The following is a 19,414-nucleotide window of genomic DNA, read 5'->3' on the forward strand; positions in this document are numbered from 1 at the left end:
CGGGCGCACGTATCGAAACGCCAGGAAACTTTTCTGGACGCGAGGTTGCGTGACAGATAAGAGGGGGGTCGAATGATGTCAACGGATTTGGCTGATATAGAAAGGCCACATTCCAGTGTTGATGCCTGTTCAGGGCAGGATTCAAGAAGTTGAAGCCGGTGGGTTAACTGTGAAGGAATGTTTGATGTTGAACTACAACAGAATCGCCGTGATGGCACTCGCCACGTTCGTCGCCTTCCAGGCGCCGGCGCGGGCACAGGATGGCGCTGACGCCGTCGTTGCCAAGGTCGGCGATGTCGAGATCCACCAGTCGGAACTCGACCTGGCGATCGCCAACCTCGATCCGCAGCTGGCGCAGCTGCCTGACGACCAGAAGAAGGTCGCAGCTCTTTCCGCTGCCATCGACGTGAAGCTGCTCGCCAAGGACGCGGCCGCTGAGAAGCTCGACCAGTCGGCTGAGTTCAAAAAGCGCATGCAGTACCTCGCCGATCGCGAACTGCACAACGCCTACTTCAAGAAGCACGTTGTCGACACCGTGACCGACGCTGAAGTCAAGGCACGCTACGACAAGGAAGTAGCGGCTCTTCCGAAGCAGGAAGAAGTTCACGCCCGCCACATCCTGGTGAAGACGGAAGACGAAGCCAAGGACGTCATCAAGCAGCTCGACGCCGGCAAGAACTTCGCCGACCTCGCCAAGGAAAAGTCCACCGACCCGAACAAGGCTGACGGCGGCGATCTCGGCTATTTCACCAAGGGCCGCATGGTCAAGGAATTCGAAGACGCGGCTTTCGCGCTCGACAAGGGTGCCTACACCAAGACCCCGGTGAAGACCGATTTCGGCTACCACGTCATCCTCGTCGAGGATAAGCGCGACGCCGCTCCTCCGGCTTACGACCAGGTCAAGGATCAGGTTCGTCAGCTCGTCATGCGCGACAAGTATCTTGCGCTTCTCGCCTCCGCCAAGGAAAAGTCCAAGATCGACATCACGGACGAGGCGCTGCGCAAGGGCTATGACGACGCCAACAAGCAGCCGCAGCCGGGTGACGCGCCCGCAGCAGCGCCGGCTCAGCAGTAACAATATCCATCGAGGGCCCGGTTTTTCCGGGCCCTTCCGTATCCCCTTTCATGCCAGGTCGATGATCATGTCCGGTTCCGTTTCCCCGCTCGCTCCCAAAACCTTCGTGTCCATGCCAGCACTACGCGGTGTTCGCATGGCGACCGCCTCGGCGGGGATCAAGTACAAGAACCGCACCGACGTCCTGATGATGGTGTTTGACAAGCCGGCGGCCGTCGCCGGTGTCTTCACCCGTTCCAAGTGCCCGTCGGCCCCTGTCGATTTCTGCCGCGCCAACCTGAGCGGCGGCATTGCGCGCGCCGTGGTCGTCAATTCCGGCAATGCCAACGCCTTTACCGGCGTCAAGGGTCGTGAAGCGACCGCGCTCACCGCCAAGTCTGCGGCCGCTGCCGTCGGCTGCAGCGAGAGCGAGATCTTCCTCGCCTCCACCGGCGTCATCGGCGAGCCGCTCGACGCCACCAAGTTTTCCGGCGTGCTCGACACGCTCTATTCCGACGCTACCGGCGATTTCTGGTTCGAGGCCGCCAAGGCGATCATGACCACCGACACCTATCCGAAGGTCGCGACCCGCACGGCCGAGATCGGCGGCGTTTCGGTCTCGATCAACGGCATCGCCAAGGGCGCCGGCATGATCGCGCCTGATATGGCGACGATGCTCTCCTTCGTCGTCACCGACGCCGACATCGCGCCGGCAGCGCTCCAATCCATGCTGTCCGCCGGTGTCGATCCGACCTTCAACTCGATGACCGTCGACAGCGACACCTCGACCTCGGACACGCTGATGCTGTTTGCAACGGGTGCGGCCGCCGAAGACGGCCAGGTTCGCGTCGAGACGGCTGACGATCCGCGCCTCTCGTCGTTCCGCGCCGCGCTCAACGATCTCCTCAAGGATCTGGCACTGCAGGTCGTGCGCGACGGCGAAGGCGCCACCAAGATGCTCGAGATCACCGTGACGGGCGCCGAAAGCGATGCCGCCGCGAAGGTGATCGCGCTCTCCATCGCCAATTCGCCGCTGGTCAAGACCGCCGCCGCCGGCGAGGACGCCAACTGGGGCCGTATCGTCATGGCCGTCGGCAAATCAGGCGAAATGGCCGATCGCGATCGCCTCGCCATCTGGTTCGGCGACGTGCGCGTTGCCGTCAACGGTGAACGTGATGCCGGCTACTCGGAGGAGGCCGCCTCCAACGTCATGAAAAAGCAGGACATTCCGGTGAAGGTCGAAATCGGCCTCGGAAACGGTACGGCAACGGTCTGGACGTGCGACCTCACAAAGGAGTATGTCGCCATCAACGGTGACTACCGGAGCTGATTTTTCATTGACTGAAGCATTCCCCAAGAAGGCAAATCTGCCGCTCGTGCGCAGGCTGGAAGCCGTCGGTTTCCGGGCCTGGCCTGCCTCGTCGGTTGTCTACGACGGCAGCTGGCAGGTGCGGCTGACGGCGGGGCATCCGTCGAACCGGCTGAACTCGATCGTGCCGCTCGATCCGTCCGACCATCGCGACGTCGAGATCAGGCTGGCCAAAGCGAGCCGCAAGTTCGAGGCCTATGGCCGCCCGGCCGTGCTCAGGCAGACGCCGCTGGCCTCGCCTGTGCTGGTCGATCTGGTGAAGGCCGAGGGCTGGACGCCGTTCGACGAAACCATCGTCATGACCTGCGATCTCGCCAATGCCGACCTGCCGGATACGCTCGATCATTTGCCGACGCATGACATCAGCCGCTTCGTGGACGCCAATCTGGCGACCGACCAGGTGTCGACGAAGCTGAAGCCGGCACTCGCCGAAGTCATCAACGCGATCAAGCCGCCATCCGGCCTGTTCATGGTGGAAGATCCGGAAACGGGGCCGCTGGCGACCGTGCTCTGCGTGCAGGACAACGATCTGGCCGGCATCATGTCGCTCTCCGTCACGCCGTCGCGTCGCCGCGAGGGGCTCGGGCTTGAGATTTTGACTTCCGCTCTGCGCTGGGCGCGGATGCGCAGCGCCCGCTCGGCCTGGCTGCAGGTCAAGACCGGCAATGTGCCTGCGATCACGCTCTACGAACGGCTCGGTTTCGTCGAAGCCTATCGCTATTCCTACTGGCGGCGGGATATTTGCCGATGAGCGGTACTGGCCACAGCATTCTCCTCGTCGTCGCCTGCGCGTTGATCGACACGGATGGCCGGATCCTTCTGGCGCAGCGGCCTGAAGGCAAGTCGCTCGCCGGCCTCTGGGAGTTTCCCGGTGGCAAGATGGAGCCGGGCGAGACGCCGGAAGAGACGCTGGTGCGCGAGCTCCACGAAGAGCTCGGGATCACGACTAAGCTCGCGTGCCTGGCACCGCTCACCTTCGCCAGCCACACCTACGAGAAATTCCACCTGCTGATGCCGCTTTACGTCTGCCGTCGTTTCGAGGGCATTCCTGTTGGCCGCGAAGGGCAGGCGATCAAGTGGGTGAAGCCGCAAGCGCTGCGCGATTACCCCATGCCGCCGGCCGATGAGCCGCTGATCCCCATCCTGCAAGACTTACTTTAGAAATTTCTATTTTATAACTTTTTCTGTGCCAATCTGGCTGTGGATATTAATCGATCGTTTAACAGATTCTGGCAAAGATCGGCCTCAATCAAGCAACTGGCGTGTGTGTAGAAGGCTTGACGCATGGACGACGATTTCTGGAAAGCAGTTCGGGAGAAAGAGCAGGCTTCGGTTTCCTCGCGCAAGACGGGGGCGCTGAACATCGCCTTGCTGTTCGGCACGGCCGTCGTGGCCCTGACGCTGATCCTGACACCAATGCTCGCCGACAAGTCGAAGTCGAGCGTCTTCGCCAGCGCGCCGTCTGAATTCGATTCCATCACGACGGGTTCTATCCCGAAGAGCGAAAACGGCAAGCGCTACACGATCCGTCGCAGCGTGCTGCAGGATACGCCGGGCTCCGTCTGCGTGGTGCAGGGCTATGGAAGCGGTGTTGGCTGCTGAGGGCCTGGGGCCTGAGGCGAAGCAAAGAAATCGACTGTGATGTCGAGCGACGAGGGACGAATGACGAGACTTCTGAAAGCATTTGTCACTGACCGCAATGGCGCCACCGCCATCGAATACGGCCTGATCGCCGCCCTGATCGCCACCGCGATCATCACCGGCGTCGGCGCGCTTAGCGGATCGCTGAACAACGTCTTTACCTACATCGCAAGCAAGATCCCGTCGCTGACCTGAGCTGCGCTAGGGCTGGCGAGCAGCCCTACTGCTTGAGCTTGTGCTCCTCGACCTTCAATGCGTCGGCGAGCCTGACCTTCGCCGAGCCCGGCCGCAGCGGTTTCTGCTGGCTCTCATGCGGCGCCCATCCCGAGACATAGATGATCGAGAAGGTCGCGCGGATGCGGCCATCCGGATCGGAATAGCGCTCCGCGTATAGCTCGGCGGCGCGCATGAAGAAGGCGCGCGTCAAAGGCTTGCTGCTGCGCTCGGCAAGCGGGTTGGTCATGCCCATGGCGCGCAGATCGCGCATCAACGGAAAGATGGAATCGTAGCGCACCGTATAGGTCTCGGCGTCGATGACCGGCAGCGCGAAACCGGCGCGCTGCATCAGGCCGCCGACATCGCGGACATCGGCAAAGGGAATGACACGCGGGCTGGCACCGCCGGTCATCTCGATCTCGGTGGCGAGCAGGACCTCGCGCAGTTCCTGCAGCGTGCCGGAGCCTGGAATGGCGGCGAGGAACAGCCCGTCGGGGCGCAGCGCGCGGCGGATCTGGATGAAGACGCCGGGCGTGTCGTTGGTCAGGTGCAGGCTTAAGGGCGCGATCACCAGATTGGCCGATTGCGGCTCCAGCGGCACCATCTCCAGCGGCGCCTCGATAAAGGCATCGTCGGACGTGGCATAGGCCTGTTCGCTTTCGACGCGGGTGAGGCTGCCGACCTTGCCGGTGGCCTTGGCGGCGCGGGCGGCCGAGCCGGTTGCGCCGTGCAGTTCGACGGCATGCTCGAAGGTGCGCTCGACGACGGCAAGGCGTTCGCCCAGTTCGTCGGCTGCGATATCGAGCAGGAAGCTTGCCTTCGGATCGTTGTTGCGAAGCGCGCGATGCCGGTTCGCCGCGATCCTTGTCGTGTCGAAGATGATGTCCATGCCGACGTCAATAATCCTGCCAGGCCGGGGCGGCAAGGCGATTTTCCTGTTGCGCGAAATGCGCTATCGTTTCGCCATGGGGTTGCGCGGGTGGCAAGGTTTGGCGGGGATCGACCGGGCGCTGAGGCGTCCGCTCTCGGCTATGGTCGACCTGATCTATCCGCCCGCCTGCGCCGTCTGTGGGGTATCGACGGGACAGCATCGCGGCGTCTGCCCAAAATGCTGGTCGGCGTTGCGCTTCATCGAGCGGCCCTATTGCGAGGTTCTCGGCATTCCGTTCTCGCATGATCTCGGCCCGGGCATTTTGAGTGCGGCCGCCATCGCCGACCCGCCGCCTTTCGACCGCCTGCGCACGGCGGCCTTTCACGACGAGGCGGTGCGCAATCTCGTGCATGGGCTGAAATACCGAGACCGTACCGATCTGGCGCCGATGATGGCGGCGTGGATGCTCAGGGCATCCGATGGCGCCGTCGAGCGCTGCGACGCGATCCTGCCGGTGCCGCTGCATCGCACACGCATCCTGTCGCGCCGGTTCAATCAGGCGGCGGAGCTGGCGCGCCACATGGCGAAGCAGGCCGGGCGCCCGCTGCTGTCCGCGACGCTGCTGCGCGTTCGCCGCACGCGCCAGCAGGTCGGCCTCGGTGCTAAAGCGCGGCAGGAGAATGTGCGCGGGGCCTTTGCGATCGCCAAGGGACGCGAGGGCGATGTGTTCGGAAAACGGCTGGTGCTGGTCGACGATGTCTATACGACCGGCGCGACGGTGGCGGCGGCTGCCAAGGTGCTCCGCCGCGCGGGTGCGGCCGATATCACGGTTTTGACCTTTGCAAGGGCGCTATCCGAAACTATATGACAGGGAGATTACTGCCTTGTCTGGAGTTACGATGGTACCGGTTACGATCTATACGCGCGATGGCTGCGGTTTTTGCGTTCGCGCCAAGTCTCTTCTTTCCGAGAAGGGTGTCGATTTCGTCGAGCACAATGCGACGTCCACCCCGGCCTTCCGCGCCGAGATGATCGCGCGCGCCAATGGCGGCTCGACTTTCCCGCAGATTTTCATAGGCGACAAGCATGTCGGCGGGTGCGATGATCTCTATGCGCTGGAGCGTGCGGGCAAGCTCGACCTGCTGCTGGCCGCTTAGGACAAGCCGATGACCTTCAAGGCCGCCGCCATTCAGATGTGTTCGGGTATCGATCCGCAGCGCAACGCGGCCGCCATGGCGCGGCTGGTGCGCGAGGCTGCCGCCTCGGGCGCCACCTACGTGCAGACGCCCGAAATGACCGGGATGCTGCAGCGCGACCGCGCCGCCGGCAAGCTGCACCTGCGCGACGAGGCCAACGACATCATCGTTCGCACCGCGCGCGAGCTCGCCGGCGAACTGCAGATTTACGTGCATGTCGGCTCCACCGCGATCGCGCTCGAGGACGGCAAGCTTGCCAATCGCGGCTATCTCTTCGGTCCCGACGGTGAGATTCTCAACCGCTACGACAAGATCCACATGTTCGATGTCGATCTCGACAATGGCGAGAGCTGGCGCGAGAGCGCTGCCTATCGGCCGGGGCAGGAGGCGCGCGTGGTGTCGCTGCCGTTTGCCGAGATGGGCTTTGCGATCTGCTACGACGTTCGCTTCCCGGCGCTGTTTCGCGCCCAGGCGGTTGCCGGAGCGCAGGTGATGACGGTGCCCGCCGCCTTCACGCGTCAGACCGGCGAGGCGCATTGGGAAATCCTGCTGCGCGCCCGTGCGATCGAAAACGGCATGTTCGTGATCGCCGCCGCCCAGGCCGGCGTGCATGAGGATGGGCGCGAGACCTTCGGGCACTCGATGATCATTGATCCCTGGGGCAAGATCCTGGCATCCGCTGGCGGCACCGGTGAGGCGATCGTGATCGCCGAGATCGATCCAGCCGCCGTGAAGGCCGCGCGCGACAAGATCCCGAATTTGAAGAATGCCCGCGAGTTCTCGATCGAGACGGTTGGCGGCGATGTGTCCGGAGGCGTGGCCGCTTGATCCGTTATTCGCTGCGTTGTGACAATGCCCATGAGTTCGAAGGCTGGTTTTCCGAAAGCGCCGATTTCGACCGCCAGGTCGCGTCCGGCTTTCTCACCTGTCCCACCTGCAATTCTGCCGCCGTCTCCAAGGTGCTGATGGCGCCGTCGGTCTCGACCGCGCGCAAGAAGGACCAGATGCAGACGGTTGCCATGGATGCCGTGCGTCGCGAGGCGTTCCAGAAGCTGAAGGAGGCGGTGACCGCGATCAAGGCCAACTCCGAGGATGTGGGCGAACGCTTCCCCGAGGAGGCGCGCAAGATACATTACGGCGAAGCCGATGCGCGCGGGATCATCGGCCAGACGACGCCGGATGAGGCGCAGGCGCTTCTCGACGAAGGCATCGAGATCGCAGCGCTTCCCGTGCTTCCCGACGACGTGCACTAGAGCCTTTCCTGGTTAGATTGTAGCATTCTGCCGGAGCAGATTTTCGTAAGGGCAAAGGCGATTGGCGAAGGGCATACCCCTAGGTACGGTCGAGCCGATCGCCTTTGATCCTGGCGGAAAGATGCCCGGCCCTGCGGGTTGCCTGAAACGGGCCGCCTGATCGACCGGCCGGCTTGGCCGTATGCGTGGGCTACGACGCGCGCCGGCCGGACGACCATCCGACTCCGTTTGAGGCAACAGAATGCTGCAATCTAACCAGGAAAGGCTCTAGAATGAGTTCTGAAGCGCGCCTTGCGATGTATAACTTCGGTTTGCACGTGGCGCCCTTCGAGAGCGACGCCGTCGAGGGTTTTCGCCTGCGCGAACCCGCCAATTTCGAGGCCGCGCGGCGCGCCTGCGGCTTTGTCGGCCGTTCCGGCTATGCCGGCGAGCCGGGCGCACGAAGCTGGGGGCCGCAGGTCTTTCCGCGTTTCATCGAGGGTAGCGGTTTCGATAGCGCGCCATCGTCCCTGTCGCTCTGGGCCGATATCGAATCGCTGATGGCGTTCAGCTATGACGGCGTGCATGCCGATGCGCTGAAGCACGCGCGCAACTGGAACGTCAAACCATCATGGCCGCCGCTCGTTCTCTGGTGGGTGGGGCCGCATCATCGGCCTGATTGGGCCGAGGCCGTCGAGCGCTTCGAGCATCTGGCCGATCACGGGCCGAGCGCGCGGGCCTTCACATTCAAGATACCCTTTGGGCCTGATGGGGCGGCTGTGGAGATCGACCGCGGCCGCGTCAAGGAACTAGCGGCGCGCAACGCCGAGACGCAAGCCGATCTGCTTGCGCATGTCAGGACCTTGAAAGTCTAGGCGAAATGCTGGCGGGTGCGCTTATGCCTCGCGCTTGGCGAGCAGCATGTAGTTCACGTCCATATCCCGCGACAGGTTCCACTGGTTGGACAGCGGATTGAAGAACACGCCGGTGCGGTCGATGATCGTCAGGCCATCCGATGTGACAGGCTTTTCGATCTCTTCCGGACGCACCAGCTTCTCATACTGGTGGGTGCCGCGCGGCAGCCAGCGCAGGACGTTTTCGGCGGCGAAGATGGCCAGCGCCGCGGCCTTCATGGTGCGGTTGATGGTGGCGACGAACATCAGGCCGCCTGGGCGGACCATTTTCGCGCAGGTGGTCATGAAGAAATCGACGTCGGCGACGTGTTCCACCACTTCCATGTTCAGCACGATATCGAAGGTCTCGCCGGCCTCGGCCAGCTGTTCGGCCGTCACCGCGCGGTAATCGACCGGCACGCCCGACGCCTTTGCATGGGTCGAGGCGATGCCGATGTTCTTTTCGGACGGGTCGGCGCCGATAACGGTCGCGCCCATGCGGGCGACCGGCTCCGACAACAGGCCGCCGCCGCAGCCGATATCGAGCACCCGCAGGCCTTCCAGCGGGCGGGCCGAGCGCGGATCGCGGCCGAAGTTCTCGGCTGCCTTGTCCCTGATATAGGCGAGGCGAACGGGGTTGAACTTGTGCAGCGGCTTGAACTTGCCGGTCGGGCTCCACCACTCGGCGGCCATGGCCGAAAAGCGGTCCACTTCGCTCTGGTCGATGGTGCTCTTCGCCGCTTCCGTCATGGTCATGCTCCTTGATTGATCAAGAGTGAAGTCGGACGAACGGTGCGGGAAGTCAAGAGCCAGAGGCGGTGTCGCGTGGTCGCGGTAGTGCCCGGCTTTCGCGCTTGGCTACTACAAGTGGATAAGGCGACATACATCAACACATTGTGATATAGTTAATGTATTGTTGAGGGTAAGGGCGATGTTGCGTGCGCGTAATGCATTGGCCGCCATGCTCGGCCTGTCCATGTGTTTTCCGTTGTGTTTCCCGTTTCCGGCGTACGCGGAGGTTGCGGTCGGCGAGGCGACTCTCATCAAGACAGAGGTGGCTGGGGGAAACGGGCCTCTGGTGGTCAAGGACCCTGTTCATCGCGACGAACGCATCCGCACCTCGATCGGCGGGCTTGGTCAATTCGTCTTTAGGGATGGGACCAAGCTTGCCGTCGGCGCCGGGTCGTCGGTGGTGATCGACAGCTACGTCTATGACGATGCCAACTCGGTCAAGAAGCTGACGATCAAGGCGGCGAAGGGCACGTTTCGCTGGATCAGCGGCAATTCCTCCTCGTCGGCCTATTCGATCGTGACGCCAGCCGGAACGATCGGCGTGCGCGGTACGGCGTTCGACGTCTATGTCGCGCCGAACGGCACGACGGCGATGGTGCTTCTCAACGGCTCGGCGCAGTTTTGCGGCGCCGGTGGATGCAAGCAGCTGCGCGAGCAGTGCGACTGCGTGATCGCCTCGCGCGGCGGCGGCGTGTCGGATCCGCGCAAGGTCGACGAGACGACATTGCGGACGCTGAGGAACAACAAAGCGCTGCCGTTCCTTTCGGGAAACCAGCAACTGTCGGGCCCGCTCGGCAATATTCGCACTACTTGCGGCCTGCGCAGCATCCGCGCCGACCGGCAGGATCGGCCGCAAGAAAGCACGCCGGTGCCGACGCTGTTTCCGCCCCGGGAGCCCGTGCCGCAGCAGGCGCCGCCAAAGACACCGGACCGGCCACAGAAGCCGGACAAACCGCAAAAGCCGGGAAAACCGGATAAACCGGACAAGCCGCATCATCGCCCCGACAAGCATCACCATGACAGGGACGACAATCATCACCACCATGACCGCGACAATGACCGCGACAGGGATTACGGCCATTGGGGCGGACGCGGAGGGGATCGCGATGGGCATCACGACCGGGGCAACGACGGCGGTGGCTGGGGTCAGCGCAGCGGGAATCACGACGGCCAAAATGGGCATGGACCGCGCGACGGTTGGAGTAACCGGCATGAAGGGTCGCGCGATCGTGGTGGCGACAATCACGGTGCGCGGGATCACGCCGATCGCGGCAGTGCCACTCGTGATGGAGGTCGCGATCATGCCGATCGAGATCGCGGAAGTCGGGACAATGGCGGCCGGGATCATGGAGGTCGGGATCGTGGGGGCCGTTCCGATGGCGGCAATGGCGAGCGCAACGGGCATGGCGGGCATCACGACGGGCCACAGGGTGGTGCTTCGTCGGCGAATGGTGGTCAGACGCAGGCCGGCGGGGCAGAGCCCGCTGCCGGTGATGGTGGCCAGGGCGGTGCAGGGACCGGGGCTGGCAATGGCGCCGGGAGCGGCGATGGGGCCGGCTCGGGCGGGCATCGTGGCGGCTGGCATGGCCGCAACGGCGACCAAGGTGGTGGCTGGCAGGGCGGAGGTGGGCGCCATATGCGCGACCGCAGCGGCGGCGGTAATCACGACAACGGTGATAGCGGCGACTAGGCCGAGTTCTTCCTGACAATTGCGATCTTCACGACGCCTGCTCCGATAGCGGGGCGGGGTCTTCGGTCGGTGTTTCCCTGAAATGATCGCCGCGGCGGGCGAGGCGGCGGTAGAATTCCGGCAGTGTTGCCGGGTAGGGCTGCGCCCGCTGCCGGACACGGGCGAGCAGCTTGCGGCTGTCCGTTGAGCGGGTGGCGAAGGCTTCGACCAAGGCCTGATGCGCGGTCTCAAGCAGCGCGAAGGTCGCGGACAGGCCGACGGTCTCGTCGCCCAGCGTGGCGTAGAGCCGGGTGCGGGTGCTCTTGCCCTTGAGGCCGAGCGAGCCGGCATCGAGCAAGGCGAAGTGCGGCAGGGCTGCGGCTGTCGTCTCGGACACCAGGATATCGAAGCCGACTTCCTTGCAGCAGCCCTCGATGCGGGCCGAGACATTCACCGCGTCGCCGACGGCGGAATAATTGAAGCGGCTTTCGGCGCCCATGTTGCCGACGCAGGCGAGCCCCGTGTGGATGCCGATGCCGATCCCCACCTGGTATTCGTCGCCGAAGCCGAAGGCGTCGGTCGCGTTCAGCGTCGCCAGCGTCTCGCGCATGGCAATGGCGGCGCGCACGGCCTTGACGGGATGGTCGGCGACATCGACGGGCGCGTTCCAGAAGGCCATGATGCTGTCGCCGATGAACTTGTCGAGCGTGCCCTCATTGGCCACCACATGGCGGCTCAGCGCATCGAGCAGCGTGTTGAGGAAGCGGACGACCTCGGCCGGCTGCAGGCGCTCGCTCAGCGTCGTGAACCCCCTGACGTCGACGAACATGACCGTCAGCTCGCGATCGTCGCCACCGAGGCGCAGCGCATCCGGATTGTGCTCGATGCGGTGGAGCAGCGAGGGCGATAGATATTGGCCGAATGCCTTGCGCACCTCGCGCCGCTCGCGGTCGATGACCAGGATGCGGAAGGAGGTGGCGGCGAAATGGATGATCGACGCGGCGACGATCGGGGCGAGCGGATCGAACAGCAGACCCCATCGGGAAAAGGCGAACCACGAGCTCGCGAAGGCGAGCGCGGTGACGATCAGGCCCCAGGCGAGGCCGACGGCGGGGCTGACGAAGGTGGTGACGATGACGAGGCAGGTGCCAAACACCGCGATCAGCAGGATCTCCATGCCATCGGCCCAATCCGGCCGCGAGAGGAAGTGGCCAGAGAGTATCTGCTCGACGGTCTGCGCATGGATGGAGACGCCGGGCACGTTTTCGCCGAGCGCGGTGGTGCGGATATCCTGCAGGCCGGCAGACGAGGTGCCGACGAAGAGGATGCTGCCCTGCACGGCTGCGGCGACTTCGGGCGCGGGCCCGTCGGGCGCCAGCACCTTGCCGGCGGAGATGTAGCGATCGGCGATATCGGGGCTGGTGTAGAGCCAGAGCTCGCCGGACGAGGTGACGGGCACGACGAAGTCGCCGACCTTGATCGAGGTCAGCGTGTCGGGGATATCGGGGGCGGCCGCGACGATATAGGTCGAGGCGCCCTGGGCGACGCGAAGCGCTTCCAGCGCGAGGTTGGGATAGAGCTGCTGACCATCGCTGAGCAGCAGCGGCACGCGGCGGACTGTTGCGGAATAGGTGCCGGGGTTGAGGCTGATATGGCCGAGGCCGGTGGCGTTGATCTGCAATTGCGGGCGCACCGGCGTTGCCGCCGTCATGCGCGGTGGAGCGTTGAACGGGCTCTCGCCGGTAAAGGCGAAGCCCGCTTTGACGGGCGGCTTGTAGCTGCCGTCCATGGAGAGGCCGAAGCCGAGGACCACGGGCTTGTCGGCGATGGCTTGCGCGAACAGCTGGTCGTTATCTGGTAGGCGGCTAAGAAGCGTCGGATCAATGCCGGCGACATCGCGCATGATGGAGCGCGGCGACAGGCGGTCGGCCTCGGCGAAGAGCACGTCGAAGGCGATGGCCGCCGCTCCCATGTCGGACAGGCGCTGCACCAGAAGCGCCAGCCGGTCGCGCGGCCATGGCCACTGGCCGAATTCCCTGAGCGACGCCTCGTCGATATCGATGACGCGGACCGGTGTGTTTTCGAACTTGCGCGGGGTGATGCGCTGGTATTCGTCGAAGGTGATGTCGCGGATCTGGCGCAAGAGCGGCGGATCGGTGGCGCGCAGCAGCGTGAAGCTCGCGACGAGCGCAAGGCCGAGAACCACGCCGATTTTCTGCATGCGTGTCATGATCGGCCGGCCCCCGAGCCTGCAACCGCTTCACACTTTCGCGCGACATGCTCTAGGCTGCCCGTTTCCTGGGCGTGACGCAACTGCGTCTTTCGGGCGTTCGGCGTTGCTAGAGTTCAGTGCATGTCAGCTCGACCGCGCCGGAGTTGTTCCAGTACATGATGGGAATGTCATTGGCGCAGCAGTAGAGGACGCCGGTTTTCGGCGCAGTCCAGGACGGATAGGACGCGCCGATCAGAAACGCCGTATCCGTGTCCTGATCGATTGATCCGATGAGGGCAAACCACTGCGCCTTGGGCATGGTTCTCAATCCGGCAAACGGTCGCAGCCACGTCCGGTCGTAGCCGTTCGCGTCCTCATTGATCTTCCAATCTTGCCATCGGCCCGATGCCGTGAAGGCGTAGGTCGCGCCCTGCTTGACATCGCAGACGCGCGTCCAGCGTTCTCTGGCCGGTATGGATTTCGTTATTGTGAATGGCATGATGACATCTCCCCACGATGCGCAGCCGCAAGCGGGAAGATTAGTTGCATTTTACAGTGTTGCAACAAATAATTGTGATGGCGTTCAGCTCGCCATCATTGCGCGATGCTCAGCCCTGCGGCATCGCGTCGTTCTTGCTTGAGGCCGCATGGGCTTCGAGTATTGCCGCCGCGATCACCTTGCGCAGTTCGTAGACCAGCGATCTGGAGCGCTTGCGATCCAGGTCCTGCGCCGCCTTCGCAAGGTTAAGTCCCTCGTTCAACACAATGTGATGGGCGCGGGCCAGTGCCCAGGTTTCGATATCAAGATTTCCCATTCGGAATCTCCGCCAAATCATTCAGCATCAAAGACATTCGCGAATCAATCTACGCCGCATACTTACGATTGAAGAAGAATCACAGTTACCTATGCTTGGAAATATACGCGACACCCGAATTCTAGTGGTGTGACAAAATTGTTTCGCCGTGGCAGCGGGTGTGCCGCGCCACGGTTGTGCCTATGCCCAATCGATATCAGTGCAGGTTGATCGCTGTCGGATCGTCAGTCGTTGGCGGCCATCATCCGGTCGCTGGGGCGTCCCGAGGACCAGCGCATCCATTGATCCGGGCTGCCGTTGAAGACGTTGAGGTCGATCCTGCCTTCGACGCCGTGCGACAGGCCCGAGCCGGAATACTGCCAGAAGAGCCACTTGCGACCAGGATAGCGCTTGGACGGATGGGCGGCGACGGAGCGCAGCCAGAAGGGATAGTTCTGGAAGGCGCCCTGCAGGTTGTCGGCGTAGAAGTCTGGCGCCGTGTAGATCACCGGACGCTTGCCGTAGTAGCGCTCGAGCTTGTCCATGAAGACCTGCATTTTCTCGAGCACGTTTTCGGTCGAGGGGCGACGCTTGCAGGCGGATTCGCCGTTCCACTCGACGTCGATGACGGGCGGAAGCGCATCGGGATCGCGCGGCACGTTGCGGATGAACCAGTCCGCCTGCTCGCCGGCGGTGCGGCACCAGTAGAAGAAGTGATAGGCGCCGCGCTTCAGGCCGGCTTCCTTGGCCTTGCGCCAGTTGGTGCGGAACATCGGATCGAGATGGTCGCCGCCGTCTGTCGCCTTGATGTAGGCGAAGTTGGCGCCCTGGGTGCGCAGTCTTGGCCAGTCGATATCGCCCTGCCAGCGCGAGACGTCGACGCCGTGAACGGCGAGCTTGTGCGGCGAGGAGCGGCCGAAGTTGATCGGCTTGGCGTCGCGGAACTGGCGGCTGTAGAGTTTGCTGCGGGTGCGCGGCTGCGCCGTCTCTTCCATATCGGGAAGATCGGGGCGCTGCATGATCGGGGCGACGACCGGCGTGACAACGGGCGGACGCGCCGGCGGCGTCATCATCGCGACCTCCGTAGCTGCCATCGGGCGCTCGGCGGGAAGCGGTGCGCCGACAGCGCGGTCGGCGGACTCGAAGGCCTTCGATTCCGGGATCGGGCCGGCCCATGCCAGCACTTCCTGGTGCGGTGCGGCCTGCCCGGCTGACATGCCGACATTCGACGCCGGAACGGGTGCTGATGGAACGGCCGCGGGCGGGGCCACCGAGCTTGTCGTTTCCCGTGAGGGAGCGGCTGATGCCAGCACGTCGGGGCCAGACGTCGACGTGCAACCCGCAAGGGTCAGACAGGCAAGGAAGATTGCTGGCACAGCCGAAAAACGCATTGGGAACCCGTTACTCATTACAGGCCGGACGCCGAACTCAGGTGGCGCCAGGAACATCAAAGGGTATTGCTAACGGGAAATTACCAAAAAAAGCTGAATCTAATCTTTACGCCGAAAAATGTGCGGGGACGGGGCAGCGCGCTTTGGTGGCCCAGCGCCTCGCGGGATTGTCATAGTCATGTCACATGCGGTTCGGCGCTGGCCCGCGCGGCCTGCAAATTACACGCGCAATTGAGGCTGTCATTCTCCTTTCCCCACCTTGCCACCCCCTCACAAACTCGTTAAGAGACGCCGCAACTTGGGCCCTTGGGCGCAGGGCTTTAGAAGGGTTCCAGAACCTCCCAATTCCGGCTCTTCGGCCCGTGGCTTCCAAGGCTTCGTCGTGCCGGGTCTGGCGTTCGTCTCTCCCGGCGGTTTGCTGTGGTAGAGGCTTATGGCACGCATCGTAATGAAGTTCGGCGGAACATCCGTCGCTGACCTGGACCGTATCAAGAACGTTGCCCGCCACGTCAAACGCGAGGTCGATGCCGGCCATGAAGTGGCCGTCGTCGTTTCCGCCATGTCGGGCAAGACAAACGAGCTGGTCGGTTGGGTGCAGAACACGCCGAAGGTCGTCGGCGCAAGCTCGCCTTTCTATGATGCCCGCGAATATGACGCCATCGTCGCTTCCGGCGAGCAGGTCACATCCGGTCTTCTGGCGATCGCGCTGCAGGCCATGGACGTCAACGCCCGCTCCTGGCAGGGCTGGCAGATCCCGATCCGCACCGACAACGCGCATGGCGCCGCCCGTATCCTCGAGATCGACGGCTCGGAAATGATCAAGCGCATGGGCGAGGGCCAGGTGGCCGTCGTCGCCGGCTTCCAGGGTCTCGGCCCCGACAACCGCATCGCGACGCTCGGCCGTGGCGGTTCGGATACGTCGGCGGTCGCAATCGCCGCCGCCGTCAAGGCTGATCGCTGCGACATCTATACCGACGTCGACGGCGTCTACACGACCGATCCGCGCATCGTGCCGCAGGCGCGCCGCCTGAAGAAGATCGCGTTCGAGGAAATGCTCGAAATGGCATCGCTCGGCGCCAAGGTGCTGCAGGTTCGCTCGGTCGAGCTTGCCATGGTGCACAAGGTGCGCACCTTCGTGCGTTCGTCTTTTGAAGATCCCGATGCTCCGGGCATGGGTGATTTCTTGAATCCGCCCGGAACGCTGATTTGTGACGAGGAAGAAATCGTGGAACAGGAAGTAGTCACCGGCATCGCCTATGCCAAGGATGAAGCGCAGATCTCGCTTCGTCGTCTCGCCGACCGTCCGGGCGTCTCCGCCGCGATCTTCGGACCGCTGGCCGAGAACCACATCAATGTCGACATGATCGTCCAGAACATCTCGGAAGATGGCTCGAAGACCGACATGACCTTCACCGTGCCGTCGGGCGACGTGGACAAGGCCATCAAGGTGCTCGGCGAGCACAAGGATACGATCGGTTACGACGTCGTGCAGAACGAATCGGGCCTGGTGAAGGTGTCGGTCATCGGCATCGGCATGCGCAGCCACGCCGGCGTCGCGGCGACCGCTTTCAAGGCACTTGCCGATAAAGGCATCAACATCAAGGCGATCACCACCTCGGAAATCAAGATTTCCATCCTGATTGATGGTCCTTATGCGGAACTCGCTGTCAGGACTTTGCATTCCTGCTACGGTCTGGATAAGAATTGATTCCCAGCAGGGCCGCCGCGCGTACAAGTTGATTAGTGGCGCGGCGATCTGCCGGGCCACTTTGCCTTCTGTTTTTGGAGCTTGAGACGCAATGAGAGACCTTTCCGGCGGTCCGCGCGTGCTGCTCAAGCGGCTGCGCGAGTTGATGGCGGAGCCGCTGGAGCCACAAGAGCGTCTTGACCGGATCGTTCGCCAGATCGCCAGCAACATGGTGGCGGAGGTTTGCTCCGTCTACGTGCTGCGTTCCGACGGCGTGCTCGAACTCTATGCAACCGAAGGTCTGAACCGCGAAGCTGTCCACTTGGCGCAGCTGAAAATGGGGCAAGGCCTCGTCGGCACGATCGCCGCATCGGCCGCCCCTCTCAATCTCTCCGACGCGCAATCGCACCCCGCCTTCCGCTACCTGCCGGAGACGGGCGAAGAGATCTATCATTCCTTCCTCGGTGTGCCGATCCTGCGCGCCGGCCGCTCGCTCGGCGTTCTCGTCGTGCAGAACAAGGCCAGCCGCAACTATCGCGATGAAGAGCTGGAAGCGCTCGAAACGACGGCGATGGTGCTGGCCGAGATGATCGCCACCGGCGAGCTGAAGAAGCTCACCAAGCCGGGGCTCGAGCTCGATCTCACCCGCTCCGTCACCATCGACGGCGACACCTATAATGAAGGCATCGGCCTCGGCTATGTCGTGCTGCACGAGCCGCGCATCGTCGTCACCAATCTTCTCAACGACGATGCCGACAAGGAAATCCGCCGGCTTGCCGAAGCGCTGGGTTCGCTGCGCATCTCGATCGATGATCTCTTGTCGCAGCGCGACGTCTCGATGGAGGGCGAGCATCGCGAGGTGCTCGAGACCTACCGCATGTTCGCGCACGACCAGGGATGGGTGCGCAAGCTCGAAGAGGCGATCCGCAACGGCCTGACGGCGGAAGCCGCGGTCGAGAAGGTGCAGAGCGACACCAAGGCGCGGATGATGCGCCTGACGGATCCTTATCTGCGCGAGCGGATGCATGATTTCGAGGATCTGGCGAACCGACTGCTGCGCCAGCTGACCGGCTATACCGGCCGTACCTCGGGCGATGGCTTCCCTGCAGACGCGATCATTCTTGCGCGCGCCATGGGTGCCGCCGAACTGCTCGATTATCCGCGCGCCAATGTGCGCGGCCTGGTGCTCGAAGAGGGCGCCGTCACCAGCCATGTCGTCATCGTGGCACGCGCCATGGGCATTCCCGTCATCGGCCAGGCGGCCGGGATCGTGGCGCTGGCCGATAATGGCGACGCCGTCATCATCGACAGCGATGGCGGCCATGTGCATCTGCGGCCGCTGCCGGAGCATCAGCGTTCCTACGAGGAAAAGGTGCGGTTCCGCGCCCGCCGGCAGGAGCAGTTCCGGGCCTTGCGCGCGGTCGAGCCGCTCTCCAAGGACGGACAGCGCGTGTCGCTGCAGATGAATGCCGGCCTGCTCGTCGACCTGCCGCAACTGTCGGAATCGGGCGCCGAGGGCATCGGGCTCTTCCGCACCGAGCTGCAGTTCATGATCGCCTCCACGCTTCCGAAGGCGGAAGAGCAGGAGCAGTTTTACCGCAACGTCTTGAAGCAGGCCGCCGGCCGGTCGGTGACCTTCCGCACGCTCGATATCGGCGGCGACAAGGTCGTGCCCTACTTCCGCGGTCACGAGGAAGAGAACCCCGCGCTTGGCTGGCGGGCGATCCGTCTGTCGCTCGACCGCCCTGGTCTTCTGCGCACGCAGCTACGCGCCATGCTGAAGGCAGCCGCCGGCATGGAGCTGAAGCTGATGGTGCCGATGGTGACCGAGGTGTCTGAGATCACCGCGGTGCGCGAACTGCTGCAGAAGGAAGTGCAGCGCTTGTCGCGCTTCGGCCACGGGCTGCCGCGCAAGCTGCAGTTCGGCGCCATGCTGGAAGTGCCGGCTCTGCTGTGGCAGCTGGATGAGCTGATGGCGGCGGTCGACTTCGTGTCGGTCGGTTCCAACGACCTGTTCCAGTTCTCGATGGCCGTCGACCGTGGCAATGCGCGGGTCTCCGATCGTTTCGACACGCTGGACAAGCCGTTCCTGCGTATCCTGCGCGATATCGTGCGCGCCGGCGAGCGCAACAACACGCCGGTGACGCTCTGCGGCGAACTGGCGGGCAAGCCGATTTCGGCGATGGCGCTCTTAGGCATCGGCTTCCGCTCGGTGTCGATGTCGCCGGCCTCCATCGGTCCGGTCAAGGCAATGCTGCTCGGCCTCGACGTAGGCGCACTGTCCAAGGCGATGCACGAGGCGCTCGACGATACGACGACGCCGACATCGATGCGCGAACTGCTTGCCCATTTCGCCGAAACACACAACATCCCTCTGTAGCCAGAGACAAACAGAAT

Annotated in this window: 19 protein-coding genes and 1 pseudogene; 14 read left to right on the forward strand and 6 right to left on the reverse strand. The window is 63.6% G+C overall.

Features of this window, described 5'->3' with window-relative positions; genetic code table 11:
• Positions 1 to 184: 184 nt before the first annotated feature.
• The 6 genes from D460_RS0125945 to D460_RS0125970 all read left to right on the forward strand — a co-directional run bounded on the left by D460_RS0125945 (position 185) and on the right by D460_RS0125970 (position 4,259).
• Positions 185 to 1,075, forward strand: coding sequence for a peptidylprolyl isomerase (locus D460_RS0125945; RefSeq protein ID WP_018901526.1), 891 nt, complete (start codon positions 185 to 187; stop codon positions 1,073 to 1,075).
• Between the two features lie 67 nt (positions 1,076 to 1,142).
• On the forward strand, positions 1,143 to 2,384 hold the full coding sequence (gene argJ, locus D460_RS0125950; RefSeq protein WP_026283555.1) for a bifunctional glutamate N-acetyltransferase/amino-acid acetyltransferase ArgJ: 1,242 nt from the start codon (positions 1,143 to 1,145) through the stop codon (positions 2,382 to 2,384).
• A 7-nt stretch (positions 2,385 to 2,391) separates the two neighbouring features.
• A complete protein-coding gene (locus D460_RS0125955) occupies positions 2,392 to 3,174 on the forward strand; it encodes a GNAT family N-acetyltransferase (RefSeq protein WP_018901528.1) in 783 nt (260 codons plus the stop codon).
• A complete protein-coding gene (mutT, locus tag D460_RS0125960; protein ID WP_018901529.1) occupies positions 3,171 to 3,584 on the forward strand; it encodes an 8-oxo-dGTP diphosphatase MutT in 414 nt (137 codons plus the stop codon). The genes D460_RS0125955 and mutT overlap by 4 nt, the downstream gene beginning before the upstream one ends.
• Positions 3,585 to 3,707: 123 nt before the next feature.
• Positions 3,708 to 4,025, forward strand: a complete 318-nt coding sequence (locus tag D460_RS0125965; protein WP_018901530.1) for a hypothetical protein — start codon at positions 3,708 to 3,710, stop codon at positions 4,023 to 4,025.
• Positions 4,026 to 4,085: 60 nt separating this feature from the next.
• Positions 4,086 to 4,259: a Flp family type IVb pilin gene (locus D460_RS0125970; protein WP_018901531.1), complete on the forward strand. Its 174-nt coding sequence runs from the start codon at positions 4,086 to 4,088 to the stop codon at positions 4,257 to 4,259.
• A 25-nt stretch (positions 4,260 to 4,284) separates the two neighbouring features.
• Here the strand turns inward: D460_RS0125970 and D460_RS0125975 are convergent, their stop codons facing one another.
• Positions 4,285 to 5,169: a methyltransferase domain-containing protein gene (locus tag D460_RS0125975; RefSeq protein ID WP_018901532.1), complete on the reverse strand. Its 885-nt coding sequence runs from the start codon at positions 5,167 to 5,169 to the stop codon at positions 4,285 to 4,287.
• Positions 5,170 to 5,245: 76 nt separating this feature from the next.
• Here D460_RS0125975 and D460_RS0125980 point away from each other — a divergent pair, with 76 nt between their 5' ends.
• From D460_RS0125980 to D460_RS0126000, 5 genes are all read left to right on the forward strand, one after another.
• Complete coding sequence (locus D460_RS0125980; protein WP_026283556.1) at positions 5,246 to 6,019, forward strand: ComF family protein; 774 nt, start codon at positions 5,246 to 5,248, stop codon at positions 6,017 to 6,019.
• Between the two features lie 31 nt (positions 6,020 to 6,050).
• The gene (gene grxC, locus D460_RS0125985; RefSeq protein WP_018901534.1) at positions 6,051 to 6,308 is read left to right on the forward strand and encodes a glutaredoxin 3; all 258 of its coding nucleotides are present in this window, start codon (positions 6,051 to 6,053) and stop codon (positions 6,306 to 6,308) included.
• Between the two features lie 9 nt (positions 6,309 to 6,317).
• Entirely contained in the window at positions 6,318 to 7,175 is an 858-nt protein-coding gene (locus D460_RS0125990) for a carbon-nitrogen hydrolase family protein (protein ID WP_018901535.1), read from the forward strand.
• Positions 7,172 to 7,600, forward strand: coding sequence for a DUF1178 family protein (locus D460_RS0125995; protein ID WP_018901536.1), 429 nt, complete (start codon positions 7,172 to 7,174; stop codon positions 7,598 to 7,600). Before D460_RS0125990 ends, D460_RS0125995 begins: the two co-directional genes overlap by 4 nt.
• Positions 7,601 to 7,872: 272 nt before the next feature.
• Positions 7,873 to 8,454 carry a DUF3291 domain-containing protein gene (locus D460_RS0126000; RefSeq protein ID WP_026283557.1) on the forward strand — a complete coding sequence of 194 codons (582 nt, stop codon included), beginning with the start codon at positions 7,873 to 7,875 and terminating at the stop codon, positions 8,452 to 8,454.
• 21 nt (positions 8,455 to 8,475) lie between these two features.
• On the opposite strand, the gene ubiG is transcribed toward D460_RS0126000, so the two are convergent.
• Positions 8,476 to 9,222, reverse strand: a complete 747-nt coding sequence (gene ubiG, locus D460_RS0126005; RefSeq protein ID WP_018901538.1) for a bifunctional 2-polyprenyl-6-hydroxyphenol methylase/3-demethylubiquinol 3-O-methyltransferase UbiG — start codon at positions 9,220 to 9,222, stop codon at positions 8,476 to 8,478.
• Between the two features lie 226 nt (positions 9,223 to 9,448).
• Here ubiG and D460_RS36920 point away from each other — a divergent pair.
• Positions 9,449 to 10,390, forward strand: a pseudogene (locus D460_RS36920) (FecR domain-containing protein); the annotation flags it as partial.
• Positions 10,391 to 10,982: 592 nt separating this feature from the next.
• Here D460_RS36920 and D460_RS0126015 read toward each other — a convergent pair.
• From D460_RS0126015 to D460_RS0126030, 4 genes are all read right to left on the reverse strand, one after another.
• Positions 10,983 to 13,163 (reverse strand): adenylate/guanylate cyclase domain-containing protein, encoded by a 2,181-nt coding sequence (locus D460_RS0126015; RefSeq protein ID WP_018901540.1) that lies wholly within the window; start codon positions 13,161 to 13,163, stop codon positions 10,983 to 10,985.
• Between the two features lie 109 nt (positions 13,164 to 13,272).
• The gene (locus D460_RS0126020) at positions 13,273 to 13,644 is read right to left on the reverse strand and encodes a hypothetical protein (protein ID WP_018901541.1); all 372 of its coding nucleotides are present in this window, start codon (positions 13,642 to 13,644) and stop codon (positions 13,273 to 13,275) included.
• Between the two features lie 109 nt (positions 13,645 to 13,753).
• Positions 13,754 to 13,981: a hypothetical protein gene (locus tag D460_RS0126025; RefSeq protein WP_081619983.1), complete on the reverse strand. Its 228-nt coding sequence runs from the start codon at positions 13,979 to 13,981 to the stop codon at positions 13,754 to 13,756.
• 203 nt (positions 13,982 to 14,184) lie between these two features.
• Entirely contained in the window at positions 14,185 to 15,330 is a 1,146-nt protein-coding gene (locus tag D460_RS0126030; RefSeq protein WP_026283558.1) for a GH25 family lysozyme, read from the reverse strand.
• A 433-nt stretch (positions 15,331 to 15,763) separates the two neighbouring features.
• Here D460_RS0126030 and D460_RS0126035 point away from each other — a divergent pair, with 433 nt between their 5' ends.
• A complete protein-coding gene (locus tag D460_RS0126035) occupies positions 15,764 to 17,038 on the forward strand; it encodes an aspartate kinase (RefSeq protein WP_026283559.1) in 1,275 nt (424 codons plus the stop codon).
• 91 nt (positions 17,039 to 17,129) lie between these two features.
• Entirely contained in the window at positions 17,130 to 19,397 is a 2,268-nt protein-coding gene (gene ptsP, locus D460_RS0126040; protein WP_018901545.1) for a phosphoenolpyruvate--protein phosphotransferase, read from the forward strand.
• Positions 19,398 to 19,414 lie beyond the last annotated feature (17 nt).

The sequence above is a fragment of the Rhizobium sp. 2MFCol3.1 genome, from assembly GCF_000377565.1.
GTDB lineage: Bacteria > Pseudomonadota > Alphaproteobacteria > Rhizobiales > Rhizobiaceae > Rhizobium.

Bases quoted from the DNA above. Each gene is read 5' to 3' on its own strand.
- D460_RS0125945 (WP_018901526.1), top strand. From the start codon at position 185: ATGTTGAACTACAACAGAATCGCCGTGATGGCACTCGCCACGTTCGTC.
- argJ (WP_026283555.1), top strand. From the start codon at position 1,143: ATGTCCGGTTCCGTTTCCCCGCTCGCTCCCAAAACCTTCGTGTCCATG.
- mutT (WP_018901529.1), top strand. From the start codon at position 3,171: ATGAGCGGTACTGGCCACAGCATTCTCCTCGTCGTCGCCTGCGCGTTG.
- D460_RS0125965 (WP_018901530.1), top strand. From the start codon at position 3,708: ATGGACGACGATTTCTGGAAAGCAGTTCGGGAGAAAGAGCAGGCTTCG.
- D460_RS0125970 (WP_018901531.1), top strand. From the start codon at position 4,086: ATGACGAGACTTCTGAAAGCATTTGTCACTGACCGCAATGGCGCCACC.
- D460_RS0125975 (WP_018901532.1), bottom strand. From the start codon at position 5,169: ATGGACATCATCTTCGACACGACAAGGATCGCGGCGAACCGGCATCGC.
- D460_RS0125980 (WP_026283556.1), top strand. From the start codon at position 5,246: ATGGGGTTGCGCGGGTGGCAAGGTTTGGCGGGGATCGACCGGGCGCTG.
- grxC (WP_018901534.1), top strand. From the start codon at position 6,051: ATGGTACCGGTTACGATCTATACGCGCGATGGCTGCGGTTTTTGCGTT.
- D460_RS0125990 (WP_018901535.1), top strand. From the start codon at position 6,318: ATGACCTTCAAGGCCGCCGCCATTCAGATGTGTTCGGGTATCGATCCG.
- D460_RS0126000 (WP_026283557.1), top strand. From the start codon at position 7,873: ATGAGTTCTGAAGCGCGCCTTGCGATGTATAACTTCGGTTTGCACGTG.
- ubiG (WP_018901538.1), bottom strand. From the start codon at position 9,222: ATGACGGAAGCGGCGAAGAGCACCATCGACCAGAGCGAAGTGGACCGC.
- D460_RS0126015 (WP_018901540.1), bottom strand. From the start codon at position 13,163: ATGACACGCATGCAGAAAATCGGCGTGGTTCTCGGCCTTGCGCTCGTC.
- D460_RS0126020 (WP_018901541.1), bottom strand. From the start codon at position 13,644: ATGCCATTCACAATAACGAAATCCATACCGGCCAGAGAACGCTGGACG.
- D460_RS0126025 (WP_081619983.1), bottom strand. From the start codon at position 13,981: ATGATTTGGCGGAGATTCCGAATGGGAAATCTTGATATCGAAACCTGG.
- D460_RS0126030 (WP_026283558.1), bottom strand. From the start codon at position 15,330: ATGCGTTTTTCGGCTGTGCCAGCAATCTTCCTTGCCTGTCTGACCCTT.
- D460_RS0126035 (WP_026283559.1), top strand. From the start codon at position 15,764: ATGGCACGCATCGTAATGAAGTTCGGCGGAACATCCGTCGCTGACCTG.
- ptsP (WP_018901545.1), top strand. From the start codon at position 17,130: ATGAGAGACCTTTCCGGCGGTCCGCGCGTGCTGCTCAAGCGGCTGCGC.